General features: G+C 53.9%; 15 protein-coding genes and 2 tRNA genes. 6 read left to right on the top strand and 11 right to left on the bottom strand.

What is annotated here, in order from left to right; all coding sequences use genetic code 11:
• Positions 1–49: 49 nt before the first annotated feature.
• The gene (locus tag H7R73_RS18345; protein ID WP_103259618.1) at positions 50–1,327 is read right to left on the bottom strand and encodes an alpha/beta fold hydrolase; all 1,278 of its coding nucleotides are present in this window, start codon (positions 1,325–1,327) and stop codon (positions 50–52) included.
• 236 nt (positions 1,328–1,563) lie between these two features.
• Here H7R73_RS18345 and H7R73_RS24430 point away from each other — a divergent pair, with 236 nt between their 5' ends.
• Both H7R73_RS24430 and H7R73_RS18340 read left to right on the top strand, forming a co-directional pair.
• The gene (locus tag H7R73_RS24430) at positions 1,564–1,698 is read left to right on the top strand and encodes a hypothetical protein (protein WP_080560565.1); all 135 of its coding nucleotides are present in this window, start codon (positions 1,564–1,566) and stop codon (positions 1,696–1,698) included.
• Between the two features lie 155 nt (positions 1,699–1,853).
• The gene (locus H7R73_RS18340; RefSeq protein ID WP_103259619.1) at positions 1,854–2,075 is read left to right on the top strand and encodes a hypothetical protein; all 222 of its coding nucleotides are present in this window, start codon (positions 1,854–1,856) and stop codon (positions 2,073–2,075) included.
• Between the two features lie 64 nt (positions 2,076–2,139).
• Here the strand turns inward: H7R73_RS18340 and H7R73_RS18335 are convergent.
• Positions 2,140–2,215 (bottom strand) — tRNA-Asn (locus H7R73_RS18335).
• 5 nt (positions 2,216–2,220) lie between these two features.
• Positions 2,221–2,296, bottom strand: a tRNA-Phe gene (locus tag H7R73_RS18330).
• A 734-nt stretch (positions 2,297–3,030) separates the two neighbouring features.
• Between H7R73_RS18330 and H7R73_RS18325 the strand changes: the two genes are divergently transcribed.
• Positions 3,031–4,182, top strand: a complete 1,152-nt coding sequence (locus tag H7R73_RS18325; RefSeq protein ID WP_182951357.1) for a tyrosine-type recombinase/integrase — start codon at positions 3,031–3,033, stop codon at positions 4,180–4,182.
• Positions 4,183–4,307: 125 nt separating this feature from the next.
• Positions 4,308–6,023, top strand: coding sequence for a DUF927 domain-containing protein (locus H7R73_RS18320; protein ID WP_182951356.1), 1,716 nt, complete (start codon positions 4,308–4,310; stop codon positions 6,021–6,023).
• A gap of 11 nt (positions 6,024–6,034) precedes the next feature.
• On the opposite strand, the gene H7R73_RS18315 is transcribed toward H7R73_RS18320, so the two are convergent.
• On the bottom strand, positions 6,035–7,066 hold the full coding sequence (locus H7R73_RS18315) for an IS630-like element ISAhy2 family transposase (RefSeq protein WP_001809438.1): 1,032 nt from the start codon (positions 7,064–7,066) through the stop codon (positions 6,035–6,037).
• A gap of 192 nt (positions 7,067–7,258) precedes the next feature.
• Here H7R73_RS18315 and H7R73_RS18310 point away from each other — a divergent pair, with 192 nt between their 5' ends.
• A complete protein-coding gene (locus H7R73_RS18310; RefSeq protein WP_182951355.1) occupies positions 7,259–7,750 on the top strand; it encodes a hypothetical protein in 492 nt (163 codons plus the stop codon).
• 358 nt (positions 7,751–8,108) lie between these two features.
• Here the strand turns inward: H7R73_RS18310 and H7R73_RS18305 are convergent, their stop codons facing one another.
• The 7 genes from H7R73_RS18305 to H7R73_RS18275 all read right to left on the bottom strand — a co-directional run bounded on the left by H7R73_RS18305 (position 8,109) and on the right by H7R73_RS18275 (position 13,401).
• Positions 8,109–8,288 carry a hypothetical protein gene (locus tag H7R73_RS18305; protein WP_029304370.1) on the bottom strand — a complete coding sequence of 60 codons (180 nt, stop codon included), beginning with the start codon at positions 8,286–8,288 and terminating at the stop codon, positions 8,109–8,111.
• A 126-nt stretch (positions 8,289–8,414) separates the two neighbouring features.
• A complete protein-coding gene (locus H7R73_RS18300; protein WP_182951354.1) occupies positions 8,415–9,308 on the bottom strand; it encodes a helix-turn-helix transcriptional regulator in 894 nt (297 codons plus the stop codon).
• A gap of 284 nt (positions 9,309–9,592) precedes the next feature.
• Positions 9,593–10,834, bottom strand: coding sequence for a tyrosine-type recombinase/integrase (locus H7R73_RS18295; RefSeq protein ID WP_182951353.1), 1,242 nt, complete (start codon positions 10,832–10,834; stop codon positions 9,593–9,595).
• A 645-nt stretch (positions 10,835–11,479) separates the two neighbouring features.
• Positions 11,480–11,914 carry a DUF2787 family protein gene (locus H7R73_RS18290; RefSeq protein WP_058052959.1) on the bottom strand — a complete coding sequence of 145 codons (435 nt, stop codon included), beginning with the start codon at positions 11,912–11,914 and terminating at the stop codon, positions 11,480–11,482.
• Positions 11,911–12,531, bottom strand: a complete 621-nt coding sequence (locus tag H7R73_RS18285; protein ID WP_182951352.1) for a hypothetical protein — start codon at positions 12,529–12,531, stop codon at positions 11,911–11,913. Before H7R73_RS18285 ends, H7R73_RS18290 begins: the two co-directional genes overlap by 4 nt.
• A 22-nt stretch (positions 12,532–12,553) precedes the next feature.
• Positions 12,554–12,856: a YkvA family protein gene (locus H7R73_RS18280; protein WP_029304363.1), complete on the bottom strand. Its 303-nt coding sequence runs from the start codon at positions 12,854–12,856 to the stop codon at positions 12,554–12,556.
• Positions 12,853–13,401: a hypothetical protein gene (locus H7R73_RS18275; RefSeq protein WP_123785038.1), complete on the bottom strand. Its 549-nt coding sequence runs from the start codon at positions 13,399–13,401 to the stop codon at positions 12,853–12,855. The genes H7R73_RS18280 and H7R73_RS18275 overlap by 4 nt, the downstream gene beginning before the upstream one ends.
• Before the next feature lie 318 nt (positions 13,402–13,719).
• Here H7R73_RS18275 and H7R73_RS18270 point away from each other — a divergent pair, with 318 nt between their 5' ends.
• Entirely contained in the window at positions 13,720–14,103 is a 384-nt protein-coding gene (locus H7R73_RS18270) for a hypothetical protein (protein ID WP_182951351.1), read from the top strand.
• The last annotated feature ends 128 nt before the right edge of the window (positions 14,104–14,231 follow it).

Raw genomic sequence — 14,231 nt, 5'->3', positions numbered from 1 at the left:
GGGCCGCCCTCGAACTTGTTGTCTTGCTGCGGGCGTGCGCCCGGCGGGATCAGCGATCCCGGTTCATGCGGATGAGCCGATCCAGGATCCGCTCGCCATCGACCCGCAGGCCGTTGTGTTCGTACTCGTTGGTGATCCAGGCGCGGCTGTTGCCAAGCCCCTTCAGGGTGTCGCGGCTGTAGTCAAACTCCACGTACATGTCCTCGGCATAGACGGCGCAGGCCACCGGCACAGTGTTGCGGGCCAGCTGCGCCGGGTCGTAGAGGGGACCCCAGTCCGCTTTCTGGGCAAGCAGGTGGGCGGCCTCCTTCAGGGGAATGAGCTCGCGGAACTGCTCGAACATCCAGGGGAAGATCATCTCACCGGTGAAGGCGAAATCTTTGCCTGGCGCCCAGGCCAGGGAAGGGAACTCCCTTCTCACCCGCTCGGCCGCCCAGTTGCTGGCACTCCCTTCGCAATAGATGAGCTCGTGCAGGATGGCGAACACCGGGTTGGTGTTGAACGGCTGCATGGCCTGCACCTGATAGAGGAAGGCGGGGTTGAGGCGTTCGCCGATGAAGGCGTCTTCCAGCAGGTAGTAAAGTGCCTCGAAGGCGCCGCTGGCCCCCAGATCCAGCCCCTGCTGCTGCAACTGCTCCACCGTCAGACGTTGGCCGTTGGGCAGGCGCACATCGTAGTGGTGCAGGTGGTTGGCCAGCCGGTTGGCCAGGGCCTGGGCATGGGGGAAGCGGGTGAAGAAGGCGCGGTTCTTGTCCGCTACCCGCTGGTAGGTGGCGCGGTAGACCTCATCCGCACTGCGCCCGATGGGGGCCACGCCTCCGGTGAGGTAGACCTCGTGCAGGCTCCGCGGGAACAACGAGAGGTAGGTGAGGCTGCAAAAGCCGCCGAAACTCTGGCCGAGCAGGCTCCAGGGGCGCCCCGGGCTCAGCACCTCGCGAACGTACTCGGCGTCGCGCACTATGCTGTCGGCGCGAAAATGGCCGAGGTAGTCCGCCTGCTCACTTGGGGTCATCCCCGCCAGGGCGTCAGCACTGATGGGGGTGGAGTGGCCGGTGCCGCGCTGATCGAGCAGCAGCACCCGAAACTCCTGCAGGGCCCGCTTGATCCAGCCGCCATCGGCGGTCGGGCGAGGTGCGCCAAACCCCGGGCCCCCCTGCAGATAGAGCAGCCAGGGCAGGTCATCATCCAGCTTGTCCTTGCGGCAGAGGGTGCGGCCAAACAGGGTGAGGGTCGCCTCCTCGTCGGGATGCTGGTGGTCGAGGGGCACGGTAAAAAAGTGTGGCTCGCAATGGATGCCATCCAGCACATAGTGCAAGGGGCTGCTCATCTGGGGTCTCCCTGAGGGTAGGAAAATCGTCGGCCTCATCATAGCCCTGGCGCAGGAGCGGGTCACGCCAGTTTTCCAGATTGTTAACAGAGATGGAGCCTGAGGTCGGTGCCGTACAAGGTGTGGTTTCGCCGCGGTTGACGGCGGGCTGCAACTGGACAAAGATGAGCCGTCTGCCGGGACGGGCAGGGATAGGTCAGCACCCCGGGTGCAGGAAACTGGATGGAGTTGGCTCGATGAAGCCGAGATGGATACGTGTTCGCAAGAGACGCACACAGAGGGATCCGGAGGGGGTGCTGCAGGTGGGTTTGCTGGTGTTCAGCGCCACCTGTGGTGCCACTCTGTTGCTGGCGGCCTGCAACGGCGGTTAGCTGAGTGAAACAGACCCGCTTGTCATGAGCGGGTTTTTTCATGCCGGAGCAGCAGGTCGGGACCTGCCTGTAGCCCTTTGCTGACGCGGGTTTGCGGTATGCAGAGTACGGCTGCTATGGTCAATTTACGACCGGATCCACAGAGGGAGGCGATCATGAACAGTCGTGAAAAAGTCCTGGCTCATTTGGCCACAGATCACCGGGGTGCAGGATTGACCGCCGGCGAGGCACTGGCTGGCATGAGCCACTCGATGAGTTCGCTCCTGCTGCAACAGGATCAGCACTTCTTCCGCCGCCATGCGGACGACCCCTGCCACGAAGTCGCCCGGGCCTGCTCGGCCGGACACGTATGGCATGGGGACGAAAACCACTACTAGCCCCGGCATGTGAGTAAATGACAGATGCAAAAAGGCCCGCTCATCTGAGCGGGCCTTTCGAATTTGGCTCCTCCTACTGGACTTGAACCAGTGACATACGGATTAACAGTCCGCCGTTCTACCGACTGAACTAAGGAGGAATAGTTGGTGCCCAGAGACGGAATCGAACCGCCGACACGGGGATTTTCAATCCCCTGCTCTACCGACTGAGCTATCTGGGCAACGGCGCGCATTAAACCCTTTCTGGACTGGGGTGTCAACCTTGCACCCCCAGTTTCTGGCATGTTTTTGCATAGGGTGAACCAAGTGGCGAGATACTGTGCAAGGAGCCCCTGACTCAACACCCGGATCCGGTTGTCGGTAGGTGCTGCTATCGAGGATTTTTCCCTTTATAGAATTACCTTTTCGCTCTCTCACGCATTCGGTTCCTCCAACAAGTCAGCCCATTTTCTGTCAAAAAACGGATGAACTAACCTGCATGTTTTTTGTGCGCTGAAAAGTTACCAGAAATTGACCAGACAGGGTTTGGTGCGTCGATACCGAAGGACCTCCGGTCGCTCAACTTCCGTATCTGCGTTTGAAGAAGAGTGATAACCCCCTACAGCAAGAGCTGTAGGGGAAGTAAATACTTGTGCTCAATGTGGTGTTTTAGCTCATAAAGTGAGCAGGGTGTCGGGGGGGCGGAAAAAAAATAAAAATATTTTTCCGCCACAAAATCGGACTCTATTGAGTTTCTTCTTTCTGATTCTTTAGAGGGGGGCAAAAACTGATTTCTACTCTCCGGCTATAGGGGGATTTTGTAAAGCACAAAACATACCATGTGCAGGGTAGTCTGTTTTTATAAGGCATTATCGGATGGTTACGCTCTGGAGCTGGTCTTCCCTTTCGGTTTTTCTTCGTCCAACATTCTTGTCATGAGTCACCACGGTGGGGGCTCTAGATGATAGGAGGTGCGATGCCCGAACAGGCTGTAGCTCCAACTGTAGATAGTGCCAAGTTGGAGGAGTGCAGTTCAAAGCAGCGTGAAAGTAAAGATAAATACGAGCGTTCCCTTACGTGGATTACTTATGCCACTGGTCGCAAGGTTGGTTGTCTTAGTTTCACCAAAAATAAAGTCCGTTATCGGTTAAAAATTGCGAGCACGGACGAATTCAGCGTTAAAGAGATACGTGAACAAGCAAGAAAGCTAAAAGCGGAGTTTGTACTTGATCCAGTAGGATTCAATCAAACCTATCTTTCGAGCTTGTCAGTAGAACAGTTTATACATGATAAATACCTGCCCTCAGTACGAGCAACTCATCGGTCACATAAAACCATCGAGTCTCGCGTAAAGCCCATCGTGGCAGCTTTAGGGCGCAAGCCATTAAACAGAGTAACCCGTTTCGACATCGAGGATTTTCTTACAGAATCAAATAAAACGTGCTCTGTCGCCACGCGGAACCGCTACTTGGCACAGGTAAAGGCCATCATGTCCTTCGCTGTAGAGCGTGGCATTCTCAAGTCCTCGCCAGCAGCAGGGATTCCGGCAAAGCATGAAGCTGTTTTGCCACCCAAGGGGTTGCCTGATGAGGTGGTGAATAAGGTGGTCCATCGTTTGATGAAAGACATCGACGATGAAAAAGCTAGGCTTCTGCTGTTCCTGTTTGCAACAGGGTGCCGGCTGGGTGAGGCCCGAGCGCTACAGCTTCAAGATTGTAATCTCAATCGAAAGCTTGCGTATTTGCCCACCAGTAAGTCTGGTCGAGAAAGGCTCATACCACTTAATCATTTCGCGCTGGAGTTGATTCAACTCCAATTCCAGCGCCATGGCACAACCGGTCTGCTCTTTAGAGGCCAGGGTGGTGTCTCTCAGATTTCCGAACCTCGGCGGTATTGGTACCGGGTCTGCAATGATTGCGGACTCTCAGGAGTACGCATGCATGACGCCCGTCATACCGTCGCTACCTCGCTGTTAAACCAAGGTTGCTCGCTGGATGTGCTTCAAAAAGTGCTGGGCCATAGCTCGCCAAAAATGACTGAGCGATATGCCCGCCTCCACGATACCACGCTGGTTAAGGCCGTCAACGAATTACACACCCTGTGGGACCTCCCACGCATCACCTGTTAACAATTTTTTGGAGAATGGGGGAGGAGACTCCCCCATAGATAATTATGCGTAGACCCAGATCTAGTAGTGATAACCCCCCGAGGCGTTTTGACCGTCGTCCAGGGACTCAAGCATCTATTGATAGGATGGCAAGTCAGGGTGTACCGCCGACAGACTCGGTACCGGACTCGGATCAGGAGGCATCAGCGCCAGAATCGCACCCTGCAGTCGCTCCTGACTCGCTGCCGTTACTGGTGGAGAAAACGAACCTTGATGCACACCATGGTGATGCTCATCGAGCGAATATTGCCCCCGATGCTGTGAGCCCAATGTCCGAACAGCACGAATGTTGTCAGCCATACCCCGACAGTGAGACTCAATATGAGCTTTTCGTTCGTCGTGAACTTCTTATGCTGGATCAGTGTTCAGCAGAATACAGGTTGTACAACGAGGGGCGTTGCTCGATTACCCCTGATGGGACTGTGTGTGACCTAGATGGCGTGGTGCTTTCCAGGTCTGAGCCGGAGATGAAAAAACCGGTTCATTCGATAGCTATTCCTGATGGGTTTGCGATGTCCCCGTGGGGGAAATTGGCTAGCGATCATGGCAAGCCAAAAACGATACTCGGTAAGCCATTGCTGCCGGTATCGATACTCCAAGCTGACAGTACAGACATCAGTGGTGTTCGTTTCATGTATCTGGATGAGCGGAAGCAATGCCAGCGCATCGACCTATTATTCGATAGGGTGATTCAGGACTACAAAACAGTGAGGGCTGCGCTATACCGCGCGGGGATTGAATGCCTAGGTGTACGGGAGGAGGGGCTGCTGTCATACATGTCCGCCAGCATCAGTATCCAAAATATCAGCGTGGTCCATCAGCATCTGCAAGCGGGGTTTGTTAGCGAACATCTCTGCTATGTCTGGGTAGGTCGGTCAATTTACAAAACGGGCTATAGTGGTCCTCAGCACGAGCTGCTGTCCGCGCCTGGTGAGCATGACGCTATCCACTCGAAAGGAACGCTGCAGGATTGGCAAAAGAACATTGCGTTGTCTGTCAAAGAGTCACCAACCATGCTCGTTGCAATCATGGCAAATCTATCCAATGTATTCATGAAGTTATCAAATACAGGGACCATGATTTTTCACTTCAATGGTGCAAGCTCTTGTGGCAAAACGACGCTTTTACAAGTGGGGCAGAGTGTGTCAGGCGTGGCATCTGACCCAAGTGCGGGCCCCGCAACGGCGATTGTGAAGTGGGACGGAACAGCTGCTGGGTTCAAAGGCATGTTTCAACAACGAACTGGCATTGGCATTTGTTTGGATGAACTGGGCTCATTGTCTAGTAACGATCCGCTTCAGTTTGCCTATTCGGTGACGGGTGGACAGTCGAGAGTACTTGGCAATTTGAAGGGCACAGGTAATAGGAGCCCATTGGCATCGAATGTTTGTGCTCCCTCTTCGGGGGAGGAATCCTTCAAGGAACTGCTAGAGCGGAGCAAGGCGGGCACTAAAGGGGGGATATTCGTCAGACTGCTGGATATTGAGATGATGGCGGAGGATGTCGCGCTGGCGGGTGAGAGCCTTGAGCTGACTCGTTGCCGGGTGAATGGCCTTAAAGCTGCAACCTCTCAGTACTACGGTACGGCGATGCCTGCATATATTCAGGCGCTGTTGAATATGCCAGACATCGATAACCCTGCTGATTTAGCGGTTATCTTTGCTGCTAAGCGTGAGGAGTGCCAAGAGTGGCTGATGAGTCGCTCGGGATTAGAAAACCCTCCGCCTCTTGCTGCTCGTGGTGCTGGTTGCTTCGCAAACGTCATGGCAGCGGGGCGATTGGCCGTTGAGCTAAATAACTGATCCCAATAGTGCTACACCTTCGCTGTGCCATAGCCATTCCCCGGGAAAGGAGACACGGTATCCATGAAGTGTTTCACTCGGGCCAGCAGGTTTGCCATCCCTCTGCATTGATGATTGCGCGTGATGGTTTCATGTAACTTGTGCCATAGCCGTTCTATGTGATTAACCCAAGGGCTGTAAACTGGCTGGAACACCAGGCAGAACTTGGGATTCTTCTTCAACCATCGCTCGGTCTGTTTGCTTTTGTGAATGATGTAGTTATCGAGGATCAACGTGATGGTTTTGGCTCGTCGGTAGTGGTGGCGCAGCTTTTCCAGCATGGCAATAAACAGCGATGAGTTTTTCTTGATCCCGCTGACGTAAAGTACCCTTCCGTTGCCTGCGTGGAGAACGCCTGCCAGATAATGCTTGGCATTCTGCCCCGGTGTGACAACCCGCTTTTGCTGCGCTCTGAACATCCAGTCGGCTCCTAATTTGGGATTGAGGTCTATATCGACTTCATCCTCATAAAACACCGGATTATCGGCATCACAGCGGGCCAGCGCGGCGTCGATATTCGCCATTTTTTCCTGATAGGCTGGGTCTTTTATCCGCAAGGTCGGCACGGGCCTGCGCCAGACAATGCCCATACGAGGTAACCATCGGCGGAGCGTGGAGGCTGCCACATTTAGCCCTGTTAACCGATTGATTTTTATAGCCAATAGTTCAGTACACCAACGGCTGCGCTGATAACCAAAATCTTGCGGAGAAAACTGCATGAGCAGCACCAGTAAGGTGACAATCTTGGCGATAGGTAAGACTGGGGCACGGCCAGCCGGTAAGGCTTCTAGCGCATCTATGCCTTCATCTCGATACCACCGAAGCCAACGACCGATGGTCGAGCGCGCAGCGCCGGTAAGGTGATGAACATCGGTGATCGTGCGTCCTTCATGTAACAGCAAGATGGCCATCAAGCGACGAGCATGTCCTTTATCACGGGTGGCATGGATGATTTTGTGAATGCGGCGCCGTTGTGGTCGTGGCAGAGGTGGTAGGATAGGCATCAACTCAGTCCTTTGGGTGTGGCTTGTTTTGTTTAGCGACTAATCAGATCGCACAAACTGGACTGAGTTCCCTTCCTCCGGTGATCTACTATTCGGAACAGCTATTTAGGTATTCTGCCGTTTGATGTGGCGTATGCAGATAATGCAGTTTTGGTATGCTTCCGACGGTGGCTCATGTCGATGGAAGGCATCATGGATGATGTCACCAGAGAGGCTTATCGGTTATTGGATACGCTCTCCGAGCAACGAAGAAAGATCCACATCGGCAAGCCATCCATGGAAGTGCGGGAGCTATTAGGATTCACGGAAGACGGAAAGCTTTATGTCGAAATGACCCAGCTTCAGAAACTGTTGACAAGCAAGCCGAAGCTGGTCATGAAGTGGCTTCGTGAAAACGGGTACATAGTGCACTATGCTGACGGACGATATGTCAAAGAGATCGTAATAGACAGCCTTCCTGGCAATTATTACGTATTCTCGGTGAACAAGGTATTTCAATTTAGAAGCCCGCTATTTGATGAACGGACTGAGAGCCTCGTCCAACCTTGCAGTACTGGTTCATCAACGGCCCCTGGCTCCCCCGCTCCGAGTTTCACCCGCCGCGCGACGAGCGAGACGGGGTGCGTGATGGTTGAGTCCTCACCAGACATGCCAGAGATATCGGTGGAAGTCGAAAAATTCTAAAAAATGAAAGGGGGCCAGTGCGAACTGGCCCCTTTGCTTTTATGGGATCCGGTGGCAAAAGCAGGCAGCAAGGGGAGGAACGCTTTAGCAGGCCGAGAAGGCCAGGATGATCTTGTTGCGGAGGTTTGGAGGGCGGCGCAGCCAAAACGGCTCATTGGGTCGCTAAACCGCGATACAGGTGCCTCGCCATGCGGAGATTACCCCGGTATTGCTCACTGGTGTGATCTCAGCCTGTGCTGTCGAACGGTCCAAAAAAAAAGAGGCCAGTAGAACTGGCCGCTTTGTCGTTACGAGCGTTTCGTGGCAGATATCGCTCACAGGAGTCAACTAATGACCAACTAACATGTACGCGTTGACGTTATCGATACACTTCATATCCGGCAGGAACGCGGTCTTCATTATCGACTTCCTCTCGGGATTCACCGATCACCCGGTTCACCCGATCCCAGAAAGCCTGGCCATCCGTTTCGGTCAGGCCGTATTCCTGCTTCACTTCGCGCTTTGCGGTGGACTCTTTCATCTGGATCATTTTACTCATGCATCACTCCTTGGATTGCTACTGCTTGATGGTTGACGACAATGCAGAACAGTGGCGACAGGTGGTGTCGCGGCATGTCAGGCGCTGTCGCCAGATGTATAAACTGGGATCTTTGTCATAAATGAATCAGGGTGGAGCCTGACTCATCAGGGTCAATAAATGGCGTAAATCACGGACGATCTGCTCATGGATAAAGCCGGGCGAGATCACGGTGAGTTCCGGCATCCAGGATTTGATGACAGGCAGAATTTGATTGGCATCGAGTACGCGACTGCTCAATAACAGCGCACCGTCATCCAAGGTTTTGACTATCTCCTGCTCGGGCAGCAACGGGCGATGCTGAAAGTTGATGGCAATGGATGCATTGGCCTTGAGGAGCACCTCGATCATGCCGGAGCGCCAGAGTGTCGGATCGGTATCGATCTGTCGTTGAATGTACGCGTCACGGGTGAAGGTCTGTTGCGATAGCTCAACCAGTGCGATGGAGCTCAGCGGATAGGCTTGCAACCTACCCTCGCTGACACCGACCAAGTGCCAGGTGCCCTTGTAGTTGACGAGCTGATAGGGACTAAACAGTTGCTTGCGCTGGTCTTTGGTGATGAGCCAGCATTGCAGATGCTGGGTCAGTGCCTGCTCTAATACCGGTATCTGGTGGACTAGTAAGTCGGCTGATTGACCATCGAACCCCTTGATAGCGAAGAGACTGGGGTTGCCTCTGTCCAGCAGTTGACCCAGACGATGTTCACTGGTGCGGGGGAACAGGTCGGTGATACCAAGCTGTTCGGCCAGCTTTCGCAGTTTTTTGTCGTTCTTGTGATTGAGAAACTCAGGCTCCAGCCAGTATTGCTGGTTGCGGTGCTCTATCGGTAGATAGCTGAGGCGTTGATTGAAATCCCGCTGCAGGGTGCGCACGGTGACGTTGTACTCGGTGGCCAGATCACTCAGGTGCAGCTTCTCACCGCTGTACAGGCGGGTGAGGAGCATACCGAGGCGCTGAGCAATCTTGTCGTGTTCGTGCATACCATCACAGAAGGGGAATAACCGTGTCGCGGATTATCCAAACAGGCCGCGACACGGCGTGACGAATTGGCTGGTAGGCAGTTTTTCGCAAAACCCATCATCGGCGATGGGCTTTTGTCATCAGGTGAGGGGTTTTGTTATCAACCGGCGAGAAGCGGTTGAGAAGGCTCATAAGCCCCGACAGATTTTGTGTAGCGGTTTATCGGGACGGTCGCTGAAAACGGATCATTGGGCTGCTAAGCAGCGATATCGGTATCTCACCACTGGATGAGATACCGACATACCTAGCTGGCCTGAACCCACTCGCCCTCTTCGGGAAGCGGCAGCGGCTTGGATGGAACAGAGCTGGTCAGGGCATCATGGATGCAGTTGGCTATTTTCTGGCTGGTCTGCTGCATCCGAGTGTTATGCAGGTGAGCATAACGCAGTGATGTCTGACTGCTCCGGTGCCCAAGCTGGGATTGCACATCAAACAGGGTGCCGCCGTTGGAGACGATCAGCGCCGCGACCGAATGGCGACAGGTGTGCAAGCAAACCCCCTCCTTATCTATACCGGCTCGCGCCAGCATCCGCTGAAAACCCTTGGTGGGATTTTGCAATGGCTGCCCTTGTCGCTTGCCGGGAAACAGATAGGGGTTTCCCTCTGTCACCGGTAGGTAGTTCAACAGCTCCACTGCCATATGGTTCAGGTGCAACACACGGCTATGGCCGTTCTTGGTGTGTGGAATGTATAGGGTCTTGTCCTCCTTGTTGTAGTGCTGCCATTTGGCCCTTGCCAGCTCGGCCCGACGCAAACCGGTGAGCAGCAACATCTTGACGTACTGACCGGTATAGAAACTCTCATGCTGATCGGCAGCCCGGAACAGGCGACGGATTTCATCTGGAGTGAAGTAGCGTTCGCGCCGATTGTTCTCTCGCAGCAACGACACCAAGGCGGCGGGATTGTCCTTGAGCAGTCCGGCACGGGCTGCCCAGGTCATGATGGCCTTGAGCAATGCCAAAACGCGATTGCAGGTGGCCGGGGTGAGGCGTTTGAGCAACATCTGTTGCATGTTCTGGATGCGGGTAACGGTGATCTCTTCCGGGATCAGGTTGCCGAAGATTGGCCGTAGGTGATTACGGAAGCGATGTTCATCCGTCTTCCAACTGCGATTTCGTGATTGCAGATAGGGCAGATAGTCTTCCTGAAACAAATTGCTCAGGGTCTTCTGATTACGCTTGTCCTCCTTGGCTTGTTGCGGGTCAACGCCTTCGGCGATCTTGCGTTTGTAGTCGAGCGCGAGCTTACGAGCCGCGCTGACATCCAACGCGGGATAGTGCCCCAGGGCAATGGCCCGCTTGCGCCCATGTATTTGATAGCGCAGCAGGAACTTGCGGCGGCCTTCCCCTTTGCCCACCAGGCAGCGCAGACCGGTCACGTCGGTATCTGAATACTCCGCTTCGGTACTGCGGGCGTCATCTGGGTTTGGGGGCAGATCGGCAATCCGTCGATTGGTGAATTTAAATCGGGTAGGTGTTTCGTTCATGGTTCGCTCCTCAACATGTGAGCTGGTTAGACACGGCATAGGCCCCCTTCACAGTGGAAAGGAGGCCTAATCCCCGTCTCTGGCTTGGCGATTGAAGTGGTCGTTGCTCATCGCACCTTGGCCTGGTTGGCCCGGCACGATGACAACGCGGGAAAGGTGAGTGAACAGATGGCCGCCCCGGTCGCTACCCGGTCCGATCCCGTAAAAATGCTACCGAGCCCCGTGTCCGCCCCGCACAAACGGGGGGAAACGGGGCGCGTTTTTCCCTTTGAGTGATTAGGCTTTTCCATCTCAACCCCGTGAACCCGCGAAATTTGCGGAAAAATGGGTGAGTTAATGAATTGGTCGGGTTGCCCCGCATATTCACGGCGAGCCCCGTGCCCGCCCCGCACAAACGGGGGGAAACGGGGCGCGTTTTTCCCTTTGAGTGATTAGGCTTTTCCATCTCAACCCCGTGAACCCGCGAAATTTGCGGAAAAATGGGTGAGTTAATGAATTGGTCGGGATGCCCCGCATATTCACGGCGAGCCCCGTACCCGCCCCGCACGAACGAGAGGAAACGGGGCGCGTTTTTCCCTTGGAGAGATTGGGTTAATCGACGCCAACCCCGTGAACCCGCGAAATTTGCGCATTAATAGGGAGGGATCATTCAGTGGCTACCGTGATCGCATAGACACCCAGCGACAAGTAGGTGAGGAAATTGCCCTCCCATAATTCATAAAACTCACCCAGCTCAGACAACGGCACCACATGCGCATAGGCAACCAGCCCTTCCTGGCTTGAGAAGTCAAAATCGACCTCCTTGGCCAATTCGGCATAGTCACCCATGCCGACATAGGAGAAGTCCGTCATATAGACCAAGGACCATAGATTTCCTTGCCGTTGCAGGCGGATTTCCACCGGATGAAAGCCGCCGGTTTCCGGGCCATAACCCGGATCACGAAAGTTCATCGTGACGGCGCGGGCTTGCGGCCATGTGGGATGGTGTTTGTTCAGCAGGTCAGTCAGGCATACAGCGAACCGGAGTGAAACCGGCAGGAGGAGCCCCTGCCAGTTCAGTGCTATGTCACGGTTGCTCATTGTTGGGCCTCCTCACTGGCCGCCGGGTCTGCGGTTTCAACTTCACCCCCTGTCTCATCCATCTTGTCTGACAAACCGGCCTGGTCGTTGGCTGTTTCCAAAAACTGGGGCTCATTGCCTTTCTCGATGGTTATCTCATCGGTCGTGTCATCTTGGCCCTTCTGCCCCTTGGCTTTTCCCTTGCGAGCCTGTTTATCCATATTGGTCGGTTCATCCAACTGAGTTGACCAGTCACTGAGAGAGAGACCGACCCGGTGGAACGGTGAGTTGGGCTCGGCGGCGACCAGCAACTTTTCAGATCGCAGGATGGCGGCGAGGAAACCGTGGTTATTGGCACTGCCTCGAACAAACAGCGCCTTGAGCGCTACCGATTTGAATGGCGCATCCTTGAGGATATCCAGCAGTGCCAGGATGTCATCGAGCGATAACCAGTGCTTGCTGAACAGGCCGCCCGTGTCGTTGGCGGTAATGCGAAGGGCGTAGCGACCCTCATCATTCTTGCCCACATCGTAGTGCAGCAAACCACTGGCCCGTGCGCTTATCTTCGGTGCCTTAGCGGATTTAATAACAGTCCAGACCGGAGCAGCTGACGCTGCCGGTTGTGTGGCTTTAGCCATAATGAAATTCCTTCTGAAGGGGTTACTTGAAGAAGTCAGCCGCTTTGCTGCGATGACCTTGATGGATATGACTGCCTAACGAGGCAATGGCACCGCTAATGACCCCCAGGTCATCGGTGAGACCCACGCCGGGGATAAAGTCCGGTACGGCATCGACCGGACAGAGCAAATAGGCGAGTGCGCTGACCACGATGGTCTTGACCCACACAGGCGTCTGCTCGTCGGCCATCAACAGGTAGAGCAAGACGGCCTGCTCAACCAGCAGCTTCATGCCCTTGATGTGTTTGAGCTTGGCGAGTAGCGAGGAGCGGTTTATCTCGGTCATGCGGCCCACTCCCCATCCCAGTCTGACTCCAGCGCCAGACTGACCACGCCATCGCAGATATCCAGGACCGGACCAGAGTTCCGGGCGGTGACGTTGAGCAACTTGAACACCGGATGGTCTTTATCGTGCAACGCCACTTGTGTGCCTTCCAGAGCAATCCAGCGCTCCGGTAACGGCAACCAGTAGACGGCCTGCTCGGCGCTGTCCGTGGTGAAGCTGCTGTCACCCATTTCCCACACCTCTTCAAAGATGCCGTTGTCCAGGTCATGGGTGGCCTGACCGGAGAAGCGAGCAATCGACAGCACCAACTGCCCTATCTGAGTCGAGGGCAGTTGGTGCAAGGTGTAGGTATTGGTGTGACTGAAGATGGCGACCAGTACCGGCAGACCGGGCATTGGCAAGGATTCCGGTACATAACGACCGTGGATGCGGATGGCTTTGACCAGTTGATGATGGCGTAGCAGTGCTCGCGACAGGGTATCCAGATAATCCTGAGTCGCGTTTTTGCCTTCACCAATGGCATCGAACAATGAAAGTTCTGACATGGATATCTCTCCTTTGAATGTAAATAGCCGAAATAGCTATTGGATATCAAAGGATTTATATATATTTAAATTGATAGATGATTCGGCAGTTGGTATATTTTTAATATATCAATCGCATATATTTCACATGGAGTTATTCTCGCGCGCGCGAGAATAAATGGGTGGGAATTAATAATTGAGAAAGCCTATTTACATTCTTGAAATTGAATCGTAAATTAGAGCTGACGATGACAACATGAGCACTGCGTTGATAGGTTGATGAAGATATTGTTAATCAGGTATGGGGAACCACTACTCGTATCTTAAAAGGAGATAAATATGATTAATTTATTAAACCTGATTATCAATAAAGAAGACGCTTATCAGGTCAATGAGCTCGTAAGTCGTGATCATCGTGAAAAGTTAGATTTGAATTCATTTGAGGAGAGGATTTATCGTGCATTGAGATCTATATTTGGTGCTGAGCTGGATGATGTCCGTATTGGAGACCGATTCTACGCATACAAACTCAAACGGCGGCTGGCAACTCGCAAGGAGAAGGTTAAGTTGGGGCGACTGATTGTGCGCATAATCCCTGAGCTAATCCCTGCCATCATGAGCTATCCGAAGCGGCACCCTGAAGAGTTAAGAACCTGTCGGAAATTGTTCCAATGTGTGAAGGCTAAGAAACGACTGGCTGAGATTGGTCCACAACTAAGATGATGGATTCCCCTAGGGAAGGTGCGAATAAGCGGGGAAATTCTTCTCGGCTGACTCAGTCATTTCATTTCTTCATGTTTGAGCCGATTTTTTCTCCCGTAAGGGTGAAAGTCATACCACCATGATTTATA

The sequence above is a fragment of the Aeromonas sp. WP2-W18-CRE-05 genome, assembly GCF_014168615.1.
Lineage (GTDB): Bacteria > Pseudomonadota > Gammaproteobacteria > Enterobacterales > Aeromonadaceae > Aeromonas > Aeromonas caviae.
This window is presented reverse-complemented; position numbering and strand designations above follow the sequence as displayed.